At 74.1% G+C, this 13,637-nt stretch carries 14 protein-coding genes and 1 riboswitch; of the genes, 11 read left to right on the top strand and 3 right to left on the bottom strand.

From position 1 onward, the window contains the following. Nucleotides 1-5 precede the first annotated feature (5 nt). On the bottom strand, nt 6-830 hold the full coding sequence (locus V3N99_02675; protein MEO3935642.1) for a hypothetical protein: 825 nt from the start codon (nt 828-830) through the stop codon (nt 6-8). A gap of 129 nt (nt 831-959) precedes the next feature. On the opposite strand from V3N99_02675, the gene V3N99_02680 reads away from it, so the two are divergent. The 5 genes from V3N99_02680 to V3N99_02700 all read left to right on the top strand — a co-directional run bounded on the left by V3N99_02680 (nt 960) and on the right by V3N99_02700 (nt 3,725). After that, entirely contained in the window at nt 960-1,223 is a 264-nt protein-coding gene (locus V3N99_02680) for a hypothetical protein (protein MEO3935643.1), read from the top strand. 136 nt (nt 1,224-1,359) lie between these two features. After that, nucleotides 1,360-2,292 carry an alpha/beta hydrolase gene (locus V3N99_02685; GenBank protein MEO3935644.1) on the top strand — a complete coding sequence of 311 codons (933 nt, stop codon included), beginning with the start codon at nt 1,360-1,362 and terminating at the stop codon, nt 2,290-2,292. A 6-nt stretch (nt 2,293-2,298) separates the two neighbouring features. Next, on the top strand, nt 2,299-2,553 hold the full coding sequence (locus V3N99_02690) for a DUF2834 domain-containing protein (GenBank protein ID MEO3935645.1): 255 nt from the start codon (nt 2,299-2,301) through the stop codon (nt 2,551-2,553). Between the two features lie 20 nt (nt 2,554-2,573). Further along, nucleotides 2,574-2,900: a putative quinol monooxygenase gene (locus tag V3N99_02695; protein ID MEO3935646.1), complete on the top strand. Its 327-nt coding sequence runs from the start codon at nt 2,574-2,576 to the stop codon at nt 2,898-2,900. A gap of 39 nt (nt 2,901-2,939) precedes the next feature. Further along, nucleotides 2,940-3,725 (top strand): LLM class flavin-dependent oxidoreductase, encoded by a 786-nt coding sequence (locus tag V3N99_02700; GenBank protein MEO3935647.1) that lies wholly within the window; start codon nt 2,940-2,942, stop codon nt 3,723-3,725. Nucleotides 3,726-3,783: 58 nt separating this feature from the next. Here the strand turns inward: V3N99_02700 and V3N99_02705 are convergent, their stop codons facing one another. Together V3N99_02705 and V3N99_02710 are read right to left on the bottom strand one after the other, a co-directional pair. Continuing rightward, on the bottom strand, nt 3,784-4,362 hold the full coding sequence (locus V3N99_02705; protein MEO3935648.1) for a TerD family protein: 579 nt from the start codon (nt 4,360-4,362) through the stop codon (nt 3,784-3,786). 148 nt (nt 4,363-4,510) lie between these two features. Next, nucleotides 4,511-5,071, bottom strand: a complete 561-nt coding sequence (locus V3N99_02710; protein MEO3935649.1) for an isochorismatase family protein — start codon at nt 5,069-5,071, stop codon at nt 4,511-4,513. A gap of 280 nt (nt 5,072-5,351) precedes the next feature. Continuing rightward, nucleotides 5,352-5,422, top strand: a riboswitch (cobalamin riboswitch). Nucleotides 5,423-5,547: 125 nt separating this feature from the next. Between V3N99_02710 and V3N99_02715 the strand changes: the two genes are divergently transcribed. Genes V3N99_02715 through V3N99_02740 form a run of 6 tightly spaced genes read left to right on the top strand, consistent with a single transcriptional unit; the run spans nt 5,548 to nt 13,606 of the window. After that, complete coding sequence (locus tag V3N99_02715; GenBank protein ID MEO3935650.1) at nt 5,548-7,116, top strand: hypothetical protein; 1,569 nt, start codon at nt 5,548-5,550, stop codon at nt 7,114-7,116. Nucleotides 7,117-7,139: 23 nt separating this feature from the next. Continuing rightward, entirely contained in the window at nt 7,140-8,831 is a 1,692-nt protein-coding gene (locus tag V3N99_02720; protein ID MEO3935651.1) for a hypothetical protein, read from the top strand. After that, on the top strand, nt 8,828-9,856 hold the full coding sequence (locus V3N99_02725; GenBank protein ID MEO3935652.1) for a hypothetical protein: 1,029 nt from the start codon (nt 8,828-8,830) through the stop codon (nt 9,854-9,856). Before V3N99_02720 ends, V3N99_02725 begins: the two co-directional genes overlap by 4 nt. After that, nucleotides 9,853-11,073: an energy-coupling factor transporter transmembrane component T gene (locus V3N99_02730; GenBank protein ID MEO3935653.1), complete on the top strand. Its 1,221-nt coding sequence runs from the start codon at nt 9,853-9,855 to the stop codon at nt 11,071-11,073. The genes V3N99_02725 and V3N99_02730 overlap by 4 nt, the downstream gene beginning before the upstream one ends. Then, entirely contained in the window at nt 10,974-12,719 is a 1,746-nt protein-coding gene (locus tag V3N99_02735; GenBank protein ID MEO3935654.1) for an ATP-binding cassette domain-containing protein, read from the top strand. The genes V3N99_02730 and V3N99_02735 overlap by 100 nt, the downstream gene beginning before the upstream one ends. Then, a complete protein-coding gene (locus V3N99_02740; protein ID MEO3935655.1) occupies nt 12,716-13,606 on the top strand; it encodes an ECF transporter S component in 891 nt (296 codons plus the stop codon). Before V3N99_02735 ends, V3N99_02740 begins: the two co-directional genes overlap by 4 nt. Nucleotides 13,607-13,637 lie beyond the last annotated feature (31 nt).

The following is a 13,637-nucleotide window of genomic DNA, read 5'->3' on the forward strand; positions in this document are numbered from 1 at the left end:
GCAGGTCAGTGCGGCAGGTCGGCCAAGGTGTCGGCGTCCTGGATCATCTGCAGCCCGGAGGCGAAGCCTCGCTCGGCGAGCACGTCCGAGATCGCATCGAGATCAGTCGACTCCCCGAACTTCTGCACGAGCAGCACCCGCAGGGCTGTGGCATACCCACGGGCCTCTCCGCGGGCCTCTCCACGGGCCTCTCCACGGGCCAGGAGCGCTTGGCCCTCGGCGGTGCGTTCCAGCACGTTGCTCATGTCGTTCCTCTTCATCGAGTCGGTGATCCACGCGGTCAACTCGTCGTCTGCTCCCAGCATAGCGAGGTCGACGAGCGTGGCTCGGGCATCCAGATCATCCGTGGCCAGGGCGATCTGCGCGACCACGGACTCCACCAGTGCTGCTGAGGCGTGCCGGCCCAGCGCCAGCGGGGCCAGCGCCGAGGTGCGGAGCACCTCGGGATCCAACCTGGTGACGTCCACGACGTCGTAGGTCAGGGTCAGACCGCCGGCTTCATACCGACCGGCATACGGTCCGCCCATCGGCATGATGACGACCTGGAGGGGCGGCTGGCCGTGCTCGGTGGTGACTGCCAGCCAGTAGCGGACCAGTCGCAGCTCGAAGTCGTCGGCGGGCGACCGCTGCACCTCCACGTGCACGACGAACGGGGCGCCGTCGCTGGGCTGCACGCGAAACACGCCGTCGGCACGCAGCTTCATCGTGAACTCGGTCGGCTGGGCGACGACCTCTGCACCGTCGGCGTCGACGTGACAGAGGATGCGTAGCGCCTCGACCGGGAAGTCGCGGAAGAGTCGCTTGTAGACACCGTCCCAGTCGTCAGGCACGAGTCCCCCTTCGTCGAGCACCCGACGCCGACCGCGCCGGACCGGATGCCTCCGACGCGGTGTCGAGCACCCTCAGGCTATCGGCTCACGCTCTCCATTGTCGAACACCTGTTCGAGTAGGCTGACCCGGTGACCGAGCTTCCGCGCCGTGCGCTGCTGCGCCCTCGATCGCTCGCGCCGGAGCAGTATGCCGCGGTGCGGGTGACCACGGCTGGCGCCCCCGTACCGGTCGTGGCGTGGGTGGTCTGGGAGAGCGGCGTCGAAGAGCTGGTCGGGGCCGTGGAGCAGGCGGTGGCCGTGTCGTGGACGTCGAAGGCCGTCCTCGTCCGGTGGGGGGTCCCCCCGCGGGTGCTCGAGGCGTGGGTGTGGGCGGGCGCGGTGAGCCGACGGTAGCGGCGCGTCCTACCCGGCAGTGGCCGACCACCGCGACGGGTCGTCAAGCCCGACCCGACCCCGGTGCATCACACCCTCAGCGAACTCGAAGGTTGCGAGGGTGGCGGGCCCGCGGGGCCGACCGTAGCGTCCGTCTGTGACCTCAGCGACGACCTCGACACCTCCCTGGCAGACCACCCACGTCGACGTGGCCGAGGGCCGGGTCGTCGAGGTCGCGACCGTCGGTGACGAGGGTCTGCCCGCGGTGGTGCTGCACCACGGCACGCCGCAGGCCTTCCTACCGATGACGTGGCTGGTGGAGACCGCGCAGCAGGTCGGGGTGCGGTTGGTGACCGTGTCGCGCCCGGGATACCGCAGCAGCACCCGGCAGCCGGGGCGGACCGTCGCCGCCGTCGCCGCCGACACCGCCGCGGTCCTCGACCACCTCGGGATCGAGCGGTGCGTGACCGCGGGGACCTCCGGCGGGGGGCCGCACGCCCTGGCCTGCGCGGCGCTGCTGCCGGAGCGCGTGGCAGCCGCGGCGTCGGTGTGCGGGGTCGCGCCCCACGACCTCGCGCCCGGCATCGGGCTCGACTTCCTGGCGGGGATGGGCGCGGACAACGTCGCGGAGTTCGGTGCGGCCCTGCACGGCGAGGAGCAGCTGCGGGGCTTTCTCGAGGGGATGCTGCCGGCCCTCACCGACGGTGACCCCGACGCGTTCCTGCAGGCCTGGGACTCGTTGCTGCCCGACGTCGACAAGGCCAGCCTCACCGGCGACATCGGGCACCAGCTCGTGGCGTCGACGACCGCCGCGCTCGAGGGCGCCGGACCGCTGGACGGGTGGGTCGACGACGACCTGGCCTTCGTGCAGCCGTGGGGCTTCGACCTCGGCGCCATCACCGTGCCGGTGAGCCTCTGGCAGGGTGGACAGGACCAGATGGTGCCCTTCGCGCACGGTGGGGCGCTGCGCCAGCTGCTGCCGGCGGGGGCCCGGGTGCACCTGATGCCCCAGGAGGGCCACCTGTCGATCGTCGTCGGGTCGTTCGCGCAGGTGATGAGCGAGCTGGTGGAGATGGGGCGGGTCGAGTGAGCGTCAGTGCGGCGCGATGCCCGTCGAGCGCAGCCGCTCGAGCGTCTCGACGTAGCCCAGCCGAGCAGCCCGCAGCAGGTCCTCGCCCGCGTCGCCTGCGCGTTCTCCGTGCGTGAGGGGTGGCGCCTCGGCTGGCGCTGGAGCCTGGTCCTCGTGCCGCTGACCTTCGTCGCCGCCCTGGCCTTCGCGCTGCCGCTGTTCCTCGCCCTCCGCGAGCGCCGGCTGGCCACTACGCTCACGCGGGTCGACGCAGACCGGTGAGCCAGGCAGGGAGATCGATCATGGACGGCTACGCACTCGTGGTGCGGTTCACCCTCGAGCCCGGTCACGAGACCGCGTTCGACGCCCTCGTCGCCGAGACCCTCGACGGCATCCGCGCCCACGAGCCGGGGACGCTGGTGTACGCGTCGCACCGGCCAGACGGCGAGCCCGGCGTGCGCGTCTTCTACGAGCTCTACCGCGATCGGGCGGCCTTCGACGAGCACGAGCGCCAGCCGCACACGCGACGGTTCCTGGCCGAGCGCGGGCACCACGTCGCGGCGATCGCCGTCGACGTCCTGCAGCTGGTCGAGGGCGCGGACGCATACGGGCTGCCGCCGCAGCGGTAGGCGCGGGCCGCGGCCCGGGTGAGTGGGCATGATGGGGGCATGACCAGCCGCCGCGGGCTCTTCGTCGCCCCCTTCGATGCCCTGGCCGACCCGGGAGTCGTCGGCGACCTGGCGGCCAGGGCGGAGGCCGCCGGCTGGGAGGGGTTCTTCCTGTGGGACCACCTGCAGTACGGCGAGCGGGTCACCGAGATCGCCGACGTGTGGACCTGCTGCGCGGCCGTGGCGATGCGCACCGAGCGATTGCTCTTCGGGCCGATGGTGACCCCGCTGCCGCGGCGCCGACCACAGGTCCTGGCCCGGCAGGCCGCCAGCCTCGCGGTGCTGTCGGGCGGCCGGTTCGTGCTCGGCCTCGGGCTGGGTGACGACGGGCTCGGCGAGTTCAGCGCGTTCGGCGACGAAGCCGACCCGAGGACGCGCGGCCGGATGCTCGACGAGGGGCTCGAGGTGCTCACCGCCCTGCTGACCGGGGGCTCGGTCGACCACGACGGAGCGCTGTATGCCGCGCGAGCCGCCCGCTTCCGCCCGGCGCCCGACGTGCCGATCTGGCTGGCCGGCCGGTTCGGCAACCGGGCTCCGGTGCGCCGGGCCGCGAGACACGACGGCTTCTTCGTCATCGGCCTGAGCGGGCCCGACGACCTCGACGAGGTCACCGCCGCGCTCGCGGAGCACGAGCCGGCGCCGGGCTTCGAGGTGGTGATCGACCTCCAGCCGGGGCAGGACCCGACGCCCTGGCGAGCACGCGGCGCCTCGTGGGTGCTGACCCGGATCGGCCCGTACGACCTCGACCTCGCTGAGGTCGAGCGGGTCATCGACGCGGGTCCGTGACCTGAGCGCCGTGCGTCAAGTGGGTCGACGCTGCGTCAGGTCAGCCCCCGGGGAGCGCTCAGCCGACGTTGACGCCGTAGTCGCGGGCGATCCCGCCCAGACCGCTGGCGTAGCCCTGGCCGACGGCGCGGAACTTCCACTCGCCGTCGCGCCGGTAGAGCTCGCCGAAGATCATCGCCGTCTCGCTCGAGGCGTCCTCGGTGAGGTCGAAGCGGGCGAGCTCCTCGTCGTTGACGCGGTTGACGACCCGGATGAAGGCGTTGGTGACCTGCCCGAAGTTCTGGTGGCGGGTCTCGCCGTCGTAGATCGAGACCGGGAAGACGATCTTGGCGACCTCGGCCGGCAGCGTGGCCAGGTCGACGTTGATCGCCTCGTCATCGCCTTCCCCCTCGCCGGTGAGGTTGTCACCGGTGTGCTGGACGGCCCCGTCGGGTGAGGTCAGGTTGTTGAAGAAGACGAAGTGCGCGTCGGAGATGACCCTGCCGGCGTCGTTGCACAGCAGGGCCGACGCGTCGAGGTCGAAGTCGACCCCCGACGTCGTGCGCACGTCCCAGCCGAGACCGACGGAGACGGCCGTCAGGGTCGGGGCCAGCTTGGTCAGGGAGACGTTGCCGCCCTTGGAGAGGCTCACGGACATCGGTGGTGCTCCACTTCTCGGTCGCGGTGGGCCGCCTGCGCGGCGGCGAGGACGGGCCGTCCGACGCCGCACACGCGAGGCCGGTGCCCTCCTGCTCACACTATGTCGAGAGGGTGGGCGACGTCAGGGCGCCGTCCCCACGGGCGGCTCAGCCTCCGGCCGCGAAGCTGACCTCGGCGGTCGGGACCGCGTCGGCCTGACGGCCCGGCGCCGTCTGGTACGCCCAGTAGAGGTTGGTGTGGGCGATGACCTTGTCGGGAGTGGGCGCACCATAGGCGCTGAGGTCCTCGGTGGTGTGCGCGTCGCTGACGAGGATGACGTCGTAGCCGCGCACGAGGCCGCCGTGGAGGGTGGAGCGGATGCAGGCGTCGGTCTGGGCGCCGGTGACGACGAGCCGACCGGCTCCGCGCTCGGTGAGCAGCTGGGCCAGCTCGGTGTCCTCGAAGGAGTCGCCGTAGCGCTTGTGCACGACCGGCTCGTCCTCGCGGGCGACGAGCTCGGGCACGTAGGCCCACTGCTCGCTGCCCTGCACGAGGTCGTCACTGGAGTGCTGCACCCAGATCACCGGCACCGACTCCTCGCGGGCCCGGTCGACGAGGATGGCGATGTTGGCGATGACCGCCTCGCGCTCGTGCGCGCCCTCGACGACCCCCTTCTCCACGTCGATGACCAGCAGCGCAGTGTGCGGGTGGTCGGTGAGGGTGGTCATGGGGGGCTCCTCGGGCTGCGCGGGCGTCCCCGCGACTCTAGGCGCTCAGGCCGTGGCGAAGCCGACCACGGCGGTGACGACCGCGACGACGGCGAGCACCGTGGCCGGGGTCGGGGGCTCCTGGCGGCGCACGTCGAGGAGGTGCGCCGGGTCGTCTTCGACGCCCTGCCGGAGGGCTGTCGTTGGCCCAGCTGAGCGAGATGCTCGGGGCGGTGGTGAACCGGGTCGTGCACGGCGGTGGCTGCGGGGGTGCTACCTTCGCAAGGCACGTCTCCTTCGGGGAAAGCCGGTCCGACTCCGGCGCTGACCCGCAACCGTGGGCCCCTGACGACCGGGGCGAGCCGGAATGCCTGACCGAGACTGGCTCCCCCTGTTATGACCGTCGAGGACTGCGGTCGGAGCCTGAGCGGTCTGGCCGGGTATGCCAGCGCTTGGGTCTCGTCGTGTGTCCTTCTTTGTGAGAGGCACACATCCCGATGCGTTTCCGTCCCGCTCTGGCTGCACTCCCGGCCGCCGCACTCGCCCTGTCGCTCGGGCTCGCCGCACCGGCGCACTCGGCGACCCCGGCCGCCCCCGACACCACGGCCGGCGCGACCGCTGCCCGCGGCAACGCCGCGTCCGCGCGCTCCGGCGCCGCGTGGCTCGCCGACCAGATCACCGCCAACGGCGGCTACCTCGCCCCCTTCGGTCGCCCCGACCCCGGCAACACGGCGTATGCCGTGTCGGCCCTCACCGCCGCCGGCGTCGGCGGCAGGGCCCGCGACCTCGCCATCACCTACCTGAAGACGCAGGTCGGCAACCTCACCGACGGTGGGGGCAACGACAACGCGGGCGCCCTCGCCAACCTCGTGCTCGCCGCCCGCGCCGCCGGTGAGGACCCGCGTGCCTTCGGTGGCACCGGCGCGAGCAACAACCTCGTCAGGCGCCTCTTGGCGACCGCCCGCACCGGCGGCTCCGACGCCGGGCTGTTCGGCGTTTCCGCCCCCACCTACGACGGCGCCTTCCGCCAGGGTCTGGCCCTCGCCGCCCTCAAGGCCTCCGGCGTCAGCGCCAGCAAGCTCTCGGCCCCGATCGCGTGGCTGCAGGGCCAGCAGTGCGCCAACGGGCTCTGGGCGTCCTACCGAGCCGACGTCACCAGCCCGTGTGCGAGCGGTGACGCCGACACCAACAGCAGCGCCCTCGCCGGGCAGGGCCTCGCGGCCTACGGCCTGCTGCAGAAGCGGCGCGCGCTGCTCACCTCGCTCGACGCCGTGCAGGGCGCTGACGGGGGCTTCCCCTACACCGCCGCTGCGGGTCAGGAGTCCGACCCGAACTCCACCGCACTGTCGATCCAGCTGATCCTCGCGGCGGGCAGTGCTCCCAATGCTGCCCGCTGGAAGGTCGGCGACGTGACGCCCTACGCCGCGCTGCAGTCGTTCCAGCTCTCGTGCGGTGACGCCGCCCCCGACCGAGGCGCCTACTACACCACCTTCGGTGGGCGCACCGGAGACGTGCTGGCCACGATCCAGGCCGTGCCCGCGCAGGCCGGCGCGACCCTCCCCGTACGTCAGCGGACACTGACCCCCGGAGCGCCGAGCTACCGGTGCCCCGAGGCCACGGCCACTGCTTTCGCCACCGCCCGCGCCGCCCGTGCCGCGCGTGCCGGCACCGTCGGTCACTGCCCCGGCACGACCGGCGTGACCGTCGCCGTCGACTTCAGCGCCTTCGGCGCCGGCACCCAGGTGCGCTGCGCACCCGGCACGCCCGCGACCGGTGTCGCCGCCCTGCAGCAGGCCGGCTTCACCCCCGCGGGCACCGACCGCTACGGCCTGGCCTTCATCTGCCGGATCAACAGCAAGCCGGCCCCGGCGCAGGACCCGTGCGTGAACACCCCTGCGCCAACGGCCTACTGGAGCTACTACCACGCCGCCGCCGGCCAGACCGCGTGGTCCTACAGCAGCCAGGGCGCGTCGACCTACGCCCCGGCGCAGGGCAGCATCGAGGCCTGGGCCTTCGGCAACGGGGCCAAGCCCACGCTGACCCCCACCAAGGTCCGCAACCGCTGACCACGCCCAGGAGACCTCACCGTATGCCGTCACGCCCCACCCCCACCGCGCTCACGCGGATCGCCGTCGCGGCGACCGCAGGAGTCGTCGTGGCGCTCACCGCCCTCGTCGCGCCCGGCCCTGCGGCGGCCAGCGCGGGGTCGGCTGCGGCCACGGCTGCGAGCGTGCCGGCCGACGCCAGGCTCGCGGCCGGCTGGCTCGCGGGTGAGCGTGACGGCGACGGCGGGGTGCCGGGGCCCTTCGCCGGCACCGACTGGGGCCTGACCGTCGACACCCTCTGGGCCATGAAGGCCGCAGGCGCGAGCACCGTTGACCTGCAACGCACCTGGGGGGCGATCGAGGCCAACGCCACCGAGCTCGCCGGACCGCCGTCCTGGTCCACCGACACCACGCTGCGCTACGGCGGTGGAACGGCCAAGGTCTTGGTGGCCGCCCAGTCGGTGGGCGCCGACCCGCGGGCGGTCCGGGCCGGCGGCACGAGTCACGACCTGGTCGCCGCCACCCTCGCGCGCATCGCCACCACCGGACCGCAGGTGGGGCGGCTCGAGGACTCCGCGAGCGCAGGATTCGACAGCACCAACGTCTTCAGCCAGGCCATCGCCGTCATCGGGCTCAGCGACGCCCGGCTCACCCGCGCGGCCGACACCACCACCCTCGCGTCCGCCGTCACGTTCCTGGGCACGCAGCAGTGCGCACCCGGCTGGTTCCGCGTGTTTTACGACGATGACCTCACCTGTGATGCGGCACTGGCCAAGGGGGACGCGGCCGGTGACGTCGACGGCACCGCGATCGCCGTGCAGGCGATGGTCGCCGCCCGTGACCGCGGGATCAGCGTCGACCTCGCTGCGCTGGGTGCGGCCGCCGGATACCTGGTCTCGGCCCAGCACAGCGACGGCTCCTTCGGCGGGGGCGCCGGCGCCTCCGGTGCCAACGCCAACAGCACCGGCCTGGCTGCCGCCGCCCTGCAGCTCACCGGCCGCACGACGCAGGCCGCCAGGGCGCGCTCCTGGGTGGCCGGGCTGCAGCTGGTCGCCACGACCGGTGCGCTCGCCAGCGAGCGGGGGGCCATCGCCTACGACGCCGCGGCGCTCGCCGACGCGCGCACCCACGGGATCAGCGCCGCCGGCCGCGACCAGTGGCGACGGGCCACGGCACAGGCGGTGTTCGCCCTCAACCCGGTCGGGCTCGCGCAGCTCGCCGGGCTGCCCTCGGGGACGGGGCTGCCCACGCCACCCACCACCACCCCCACCACTCCGGCAACGCCGGAGACACGCCCGACGACTCGCCCCGCCACGACGCCACGCGCCACCTCGGCACCTGCGTCCACTCAGCCGCCCCAGCCTGCTGGGGCCCGCACGGGACCGGTGTCGACGACCCGGTCCGACGGCGCAGCGGGCCCGGGCCCCCTGGGGGGTGGCTCGGGCTCGCTGTCCTCCGCGTCTGTGCCGCTCGTCCCGTCCGCGCGGCCAGTGCTCCCCAGCGCGGCCGCGACCGGTGTGGACCTCCCTGCCGTCAGCGACCCCCCGGCTCAGACGCCGACGCCGACGCCCGCACCCGACGACGCCGCTGCGCTGGCGAGTGCTCGCACGGACACCGAGACACCGGCCGGTGGGTTCTGGCGCTCCCCACTGGTGCTCGCGGTGGGCATCGGCGTGCTCATGGGGGCCCTCGTCGTGCTGCGGCCGTGGCGCCTGCTCGGAGGGCGGGCGCGATGACGCAGCGTCAGGTCGGCGCGGCACACGCGGCGCGGTCGGTGCTGCCGGCACGGGTGCGACGGGCCGCTGTGACGCTCGGCCTCGGCGCCGCCCTGGCTCTGCCCCTGGTCGTCGCCGCCCCTGCGCCGGCGCAGGCCGTGGGCCTGCCCGGCTACTGCCCCGATGCCACGGGCGTCACCGTGGTCGTCGACTTCCAGGCCCTCGGGGGCGGGGTGGTCGTGCGCTGCGCGCCCGCACCGCTGGCCGGATCCGGCACCGGGCTCGACGCGCTCGTCGGCGCCGGGATCAGCCTCGAGGGCACCCGCCGCTGGGGTGACTCCTTCATCTGCCGGCTCGGTGGCAAGCCTGCGGTCACCACGACGCTCGCGGTGACCGGGCAGCCCGGCTACCACGAGCAGTGCCTCGACACCCCGCCGAGCGCGGCCTTCTGGGGCTACTGGTACGCCGCCGACAACGGCGCGTGGCAGTACAGCCAACAGGGCGTGAAGGGGCATCGCGCGATGGCGGGAGGCTTCGAGGGCTGGTCGTTCTCGCTCAACGCCAGCGGCTCGGGCAACCCGGCACCGCGACTGGCTCCCACGCGACCAGCCAAACCAGCCAGGCCGGCGACACCGGCGACCGGCGTCCCCGCTCCCAAGCCAGCTGCCGGATCCGGCTCTGCCGCAACAGGTTCTGGCTCCAGCGCGAGCGCACCGACATCCGCGGGCGGTGGGAGCACGCCGCGACTCGCCGTTGCCTCCACTCCGGGTGCTGCACCCACACCCGTGAGGCCAGGTGGGGCCACTCCGAGCAGTGAGTCGGCCGACCCGAGCACTGCAGCCGGCGCCACTGCCCAGACCGCAGCCCCGCCCGTCGTCTCGGGTGAGCTTGCGGCTGCTCCCGTCTCGTCGTCGGGGGCGCCGGGGTCGGCCGGCTCGGCAGGGCCGTCGACCGGCACCGTCGTCGGGGTCGGCATCCTCGCCTTCCTCCTCGTCGCCGGCGCGGGCACCGCGTGGCGCCGACGCCGGGGCGCGGACTCGTCGTGAGCACCACTCGTCGCCCCCGTGCGGTGCCCGCTGCTCGCCGCCTGGCCGGCGCGCGGGGGCTGCACCGGGCGGGGGCCTACGGGCTGCCGCGCGCCGTGCACCCCGTCGCGTGGTGGGCGTGGGCGCTCGGCCTGGCCTCCGCGGCCACCCGCACCACGAACCCGCTGCTGCTCCTGCTGATCGTCGCCGCCGCCTCCCTCACCGTGGTCAGCCGCCGCTCCGACACCCCCTGGGGCCGAGCCTTCCGCATGTATCTCGTGCTCGGGGCGGTCATCGTGGTCATGCGCGTCGCCTTCCGGGTCGTCTTCGGCGGCGGCGACACCGGTGTGGTGCTGCTGCACCTGCCTCAGATCCCGCTGCCCGACTGGGCCGCCGGCATCCGCCTGCTCGGCGACGTGACCGGCTCGTCGTTGCTCTCCGGCCTCTACGACGGGCTGCGGCTGGCCACCATGGTCGTGTGCGTCGGCGCGGGCAACGCCCTCGCCAACCCGAAGCGGCTGCTGCGCTCGGTGCCGACCGCGCTCTACGACGTGGGCACCGCCGTGGTCATCGCCGTCTCGGTCTTCCCGCAGCTGGCCGAGAGCGTGGTCCGCGTGCAGCGGGCGCGGCGGCTGCGAGGAGGCCCGAGCCGTGGCCGGCACGCCGTGACCGCGGTTGTCATCCCGGTGCTCGCCGACGCCCTCGACCGGTCGCTGCTGCTCGCGGCCGCGATGGACGCCCGCGGCTACGGGCGCCACGGGCAGGCCTCTGCGCGTAGCCGACTCGTCACCGGTGGCCTCACCATCGCCGGTCTGATCGGGGTCTGCGTGGGGGTCTATGCGGTGCTCGACGGCACCACCGCTCAGCTGCTGGCCCTGCCGACGCTGCTGGCCGGCCTCGCCGTCGCCTCGAGCGGTCTGGTCGCGGCGAGCCGGCGCACCCGGACCACGCGCTACCGTCCCGATCCCTTCGACCTCGCCGCCTGGGGCGTTACCCTCAGCGGGGCCGTGGCCGGGCTGGCCCTCGCCCTCACGGCGCAGGTCGACCCCGTGGTGCTCAACCCTGCGGTCAGCCCGGCTGCGTGGCCCGCCCTGTCGGTGCTCCCGCTCGCCGCGGTGGTCGTGGCGGCGCTGCCCGCGTGGCTGACGCCGCCGCCGGCGTCCACCGCAGGCGGCGGCCCGACATCGCAGGCGGTGGCGACCCCGCTGCGGCTGGTCCCGGCGGGAGGGCCGCGGTGATCCGCCTCGAGGGGGTCAGCGTCACGTATGCCGACGCGCCCGTCCCGACCCTGCGAGACGTCGACCTGCACATCGAGGAGGGAGAGCTGGCCCTCGTCGTCGGCTCCACCGGCGTCGGCAAGTCGACGCTGCTGGGGGCGATCAACGGCCTGGTGCCGCACTTCACGGGCGGGCGGCTGGCCGGGCGGGTCACCGTCGGCGGCTACGACACGCGGCTCCACCCCCCACGCGAGATGGCCGACGTCGTGGGCTGGGTGGGGCAGGACCCGCTCGCCGGCTTCGTCACCGACACCGTCGAGGACGAGCTGGCCTACGGGATGGAGCAGCTCGCCGTGCCGCCGGAGACGATGCGCCGGCGCGTCGAGGAGACCCTGGACCTGCTCGGCATCGCCGAGCTGCGCCACCGCCCGCTGGCCTCGCTGTCCGGTGGCCAGCAGCAGCGCGTCGCCATCGGCTCGGTGCTCACGGCCCACCCCCGGGTGCTCGTGCTCGACGAGCCGACCTCGGCGCTCGACCCCACCGCCGCCGAGGAGGTGCTCGCCGCCGTCACCCGCCTCGTGCACGACCTGGGCACCACCGTCGTGATCGCCGAGCACCGGCTCGAGCGGGTGCTGCAGTTCGCCGACCGCGTCGTGCACCTACCCGGTGGCGGGGTGGTCACCAGCGGCCCTCCCGAGGTGGTCATGCAGACCTGCTCCATCGCGCCACCCGTCATCGAGCTCGGCCGGCTGGCCGGCTGGGCGCCCCTGCGCTTGTCGGTGCGTGACGCCCGGCGCGCCGCCGGACCCCTGCGCGAGCGGTTGGAAGGGGTGCGGCCTGCGGCGGCCGACCCGTCCCCCCTGCTCGCCCGTCACCCCTCAGGAGGTGCCGCGCTCGAGGCGTCCCACGTCACCGTCACCTACGGCGAGCACGTGGCCGTCCGCGACGTCAGCCTGCAGCTCGAGCGCGGCAGCCTCACCGCCCTCATGGGCCGCAACGGCTCAGGCAAGTCCTCCCTGATGTGGGCGCTGCAGGGCAGTGGCCGACGGCGCAGCGGCACGGTCCTGGTCAGCAGCAAGGACCCGAAGTCGCTGTCGGACGACGCTGCCCGTCGCCTGGTCGGGCTCGTCCCCCAGACGGCGGCCGACCTGCTCTACCTGCGCACCGTGCGTGAGGAGTGCCTCGCCGCCGACGACCAGACCGGCTCGGCGCACGGCACCTGCCGGGCGCTGCTCGACCGGCTCGTGCCGGGCATCGGTGGCGAGCAGCACCCGCGGGACCTCTCCGAGGGGCAGCGCCTGGCGCTGGTGCTCGCCGTGCAGCTGACCGCCGAGCCTCCGGTGCTGCTGCTCGACGAGCCGACGCGCGGGCTCGACTACACGGCCAAGCGCCACCTCGCCCAGGCGCTGCGCGAGCTGCGCGCCGAGGGGCGGGCCCTGCTGGTCGCAACCCACGACGTGGAGTTCGTCGCCGCCTGCGCCGACCGGGTCGTGGTGATGGCGGAGGGCGAGGTCATCGCCGACGGGCCGACGGCGTCGGTCGTGGCGGCGTCACCGTCCTTCGCCCCCCAGGTCGCCAAGATCATGGCGCCGCAGCCGTGGCTGACCGTCGACGAGGTCGCGACGGCCCTGGCCGGCAGCACCATCCCGACGGGAGCGACCCCATGAGCCTGCGCGAGCGACCTCGTGCGGACGCGTCGCGCCCGACCCCCCGCTCCCCCGCGGCGGCCGACCTCGTCGCCACGCTCGGCGGTACCGCCGTGCGGATGGGGCCGTGGACGGCGGTGGCCCTCGTCGTCGCCTCCGTCGCCGGACTGGCCATGTTCGCCTGGCCGCTCTTCGTGCAGGCGGCGCCGACCGGTGCGGGGCACGCGGTCGACGCTCCCTACGTCTTCGCGGCGGTGCTGCCCCTGCTCGTCGTCATCGTGCTCGCGTCGATGGCCGAGGGCGGGATGGACTCGAAGGCACTGGCGATGCTCGGCGTGCTGTCAGCCGTCAACGCGGCGATGCGACCGCTGGGGGCCGGCACCGCGGGCATCGAGACGGTCTTCTTCCTGCTCGTGCTCGCGGGTCGGGTCTTCGGGCCGGGTTTCGGCTTCGTGCTCGGGTGCACCTCGATGTTCGCCTCGGCCCTGCTGACCGCCGGGGTCGGGCCGTGGCTGCCCTTCCAGATGCTGACGTCGGCGTGGATCGGGCTGGGGGCGGGGCTGCTTCCCCGACGCGCCAGAGGCCGGGGGGAGGTGGCGATGCTCGCGGTCTACGGGGTGCTGGCGGCCTACCTCTTCGGAGCCCTGATGAACCTCTGGTTCTGGCCCTTCGTCGCCGGCGCCGGGTCGCTCGGCGACGGGACGCTGGCCTACGTGCCGGGTGCCCCGCTGCTCGACAACCTGCACCGCTTCGGGGTCTTCACGCTGGTGACCTCGACCGGCGGCTGGGACACCGGGCGGGCCATCACCAACGCGGTCGCGATCGCGCTGCTCGGGCCGGCCGTGCTGGCGACCCTGCGGAGAGCGGCCCGCAAGGCGTCGTACGACCCCGTGCGGGCGCGCGACTGACGGGTGGGCGCTGAGCCGCCTGCCCATACGC

The organism is Dermatophilaceae bacterium Soc4.6 (assembly GCA_039889245.1).
Lineage (GTDB): Bacteria > Actinomycetota > Actinomycetes > Actinomycetales > Dermatophilaceae > Lapillicoccus.

Bases quoted from the DNA above. Each gene is read 5' to 3' on its own strand.
- V3N99_02695 (MEO3935646.1), top strand. From the start codon at position 2,574: ATGGACGGCTACGCACTCGTGGTGCGGTTCACCCTCGAGCCCGGTCAC.
- V3N99_02700 (MEO3935647.1), top strand. From the start codon at position 2,940: ATGACCAGCCGCCGCGGGCTCTTCGTCGCCCCCTTCGATGCCCTGGCC.
- V3N99_02705 (MEO3935648.1), bottom strand. From the start codon at position 4,362: ATGTCCGTGAGCCTCTCCAAGGGCGGCAACGTCTCCCTGACCAAGCTG.
- V3N99_02710 (MEO3935649.1), bottom strand. From the start codon at position 5,071: ATGACCACCCTCACCGACCACCCGCACACTGCGCTGCTGGTCATCGAC.
- V3N99_02715 (MEO3935650.1), top strand. From the start codon at position 5,548: ATGCGTTTCCGTCCCGCTCTGGCTGCACTCCCGGCCGCCGCACTCGCC.
- V3N99_02720 (MEO3935651.1), top strand. From the start codon at position 7,140: ATGCCGTCACGCCCCACCCCCACCGCGCTCACGCGGATCGCCGTCGCG.
- V3N99_02725 (MEO3935652.1), top strand. From the start codon at position 8,828: ATGACGCAGCGTCAGGTCGGCGCGGCACACGCGGCGCGGTCGGTGCTG.
- V3N99_02740 (MEO3935655.1), top strand. From the start codon at position 12,716: ATGAGCCTGCGCGAGCGACCTCGTGCGGACGCGTCGCGCCCGACCCCC.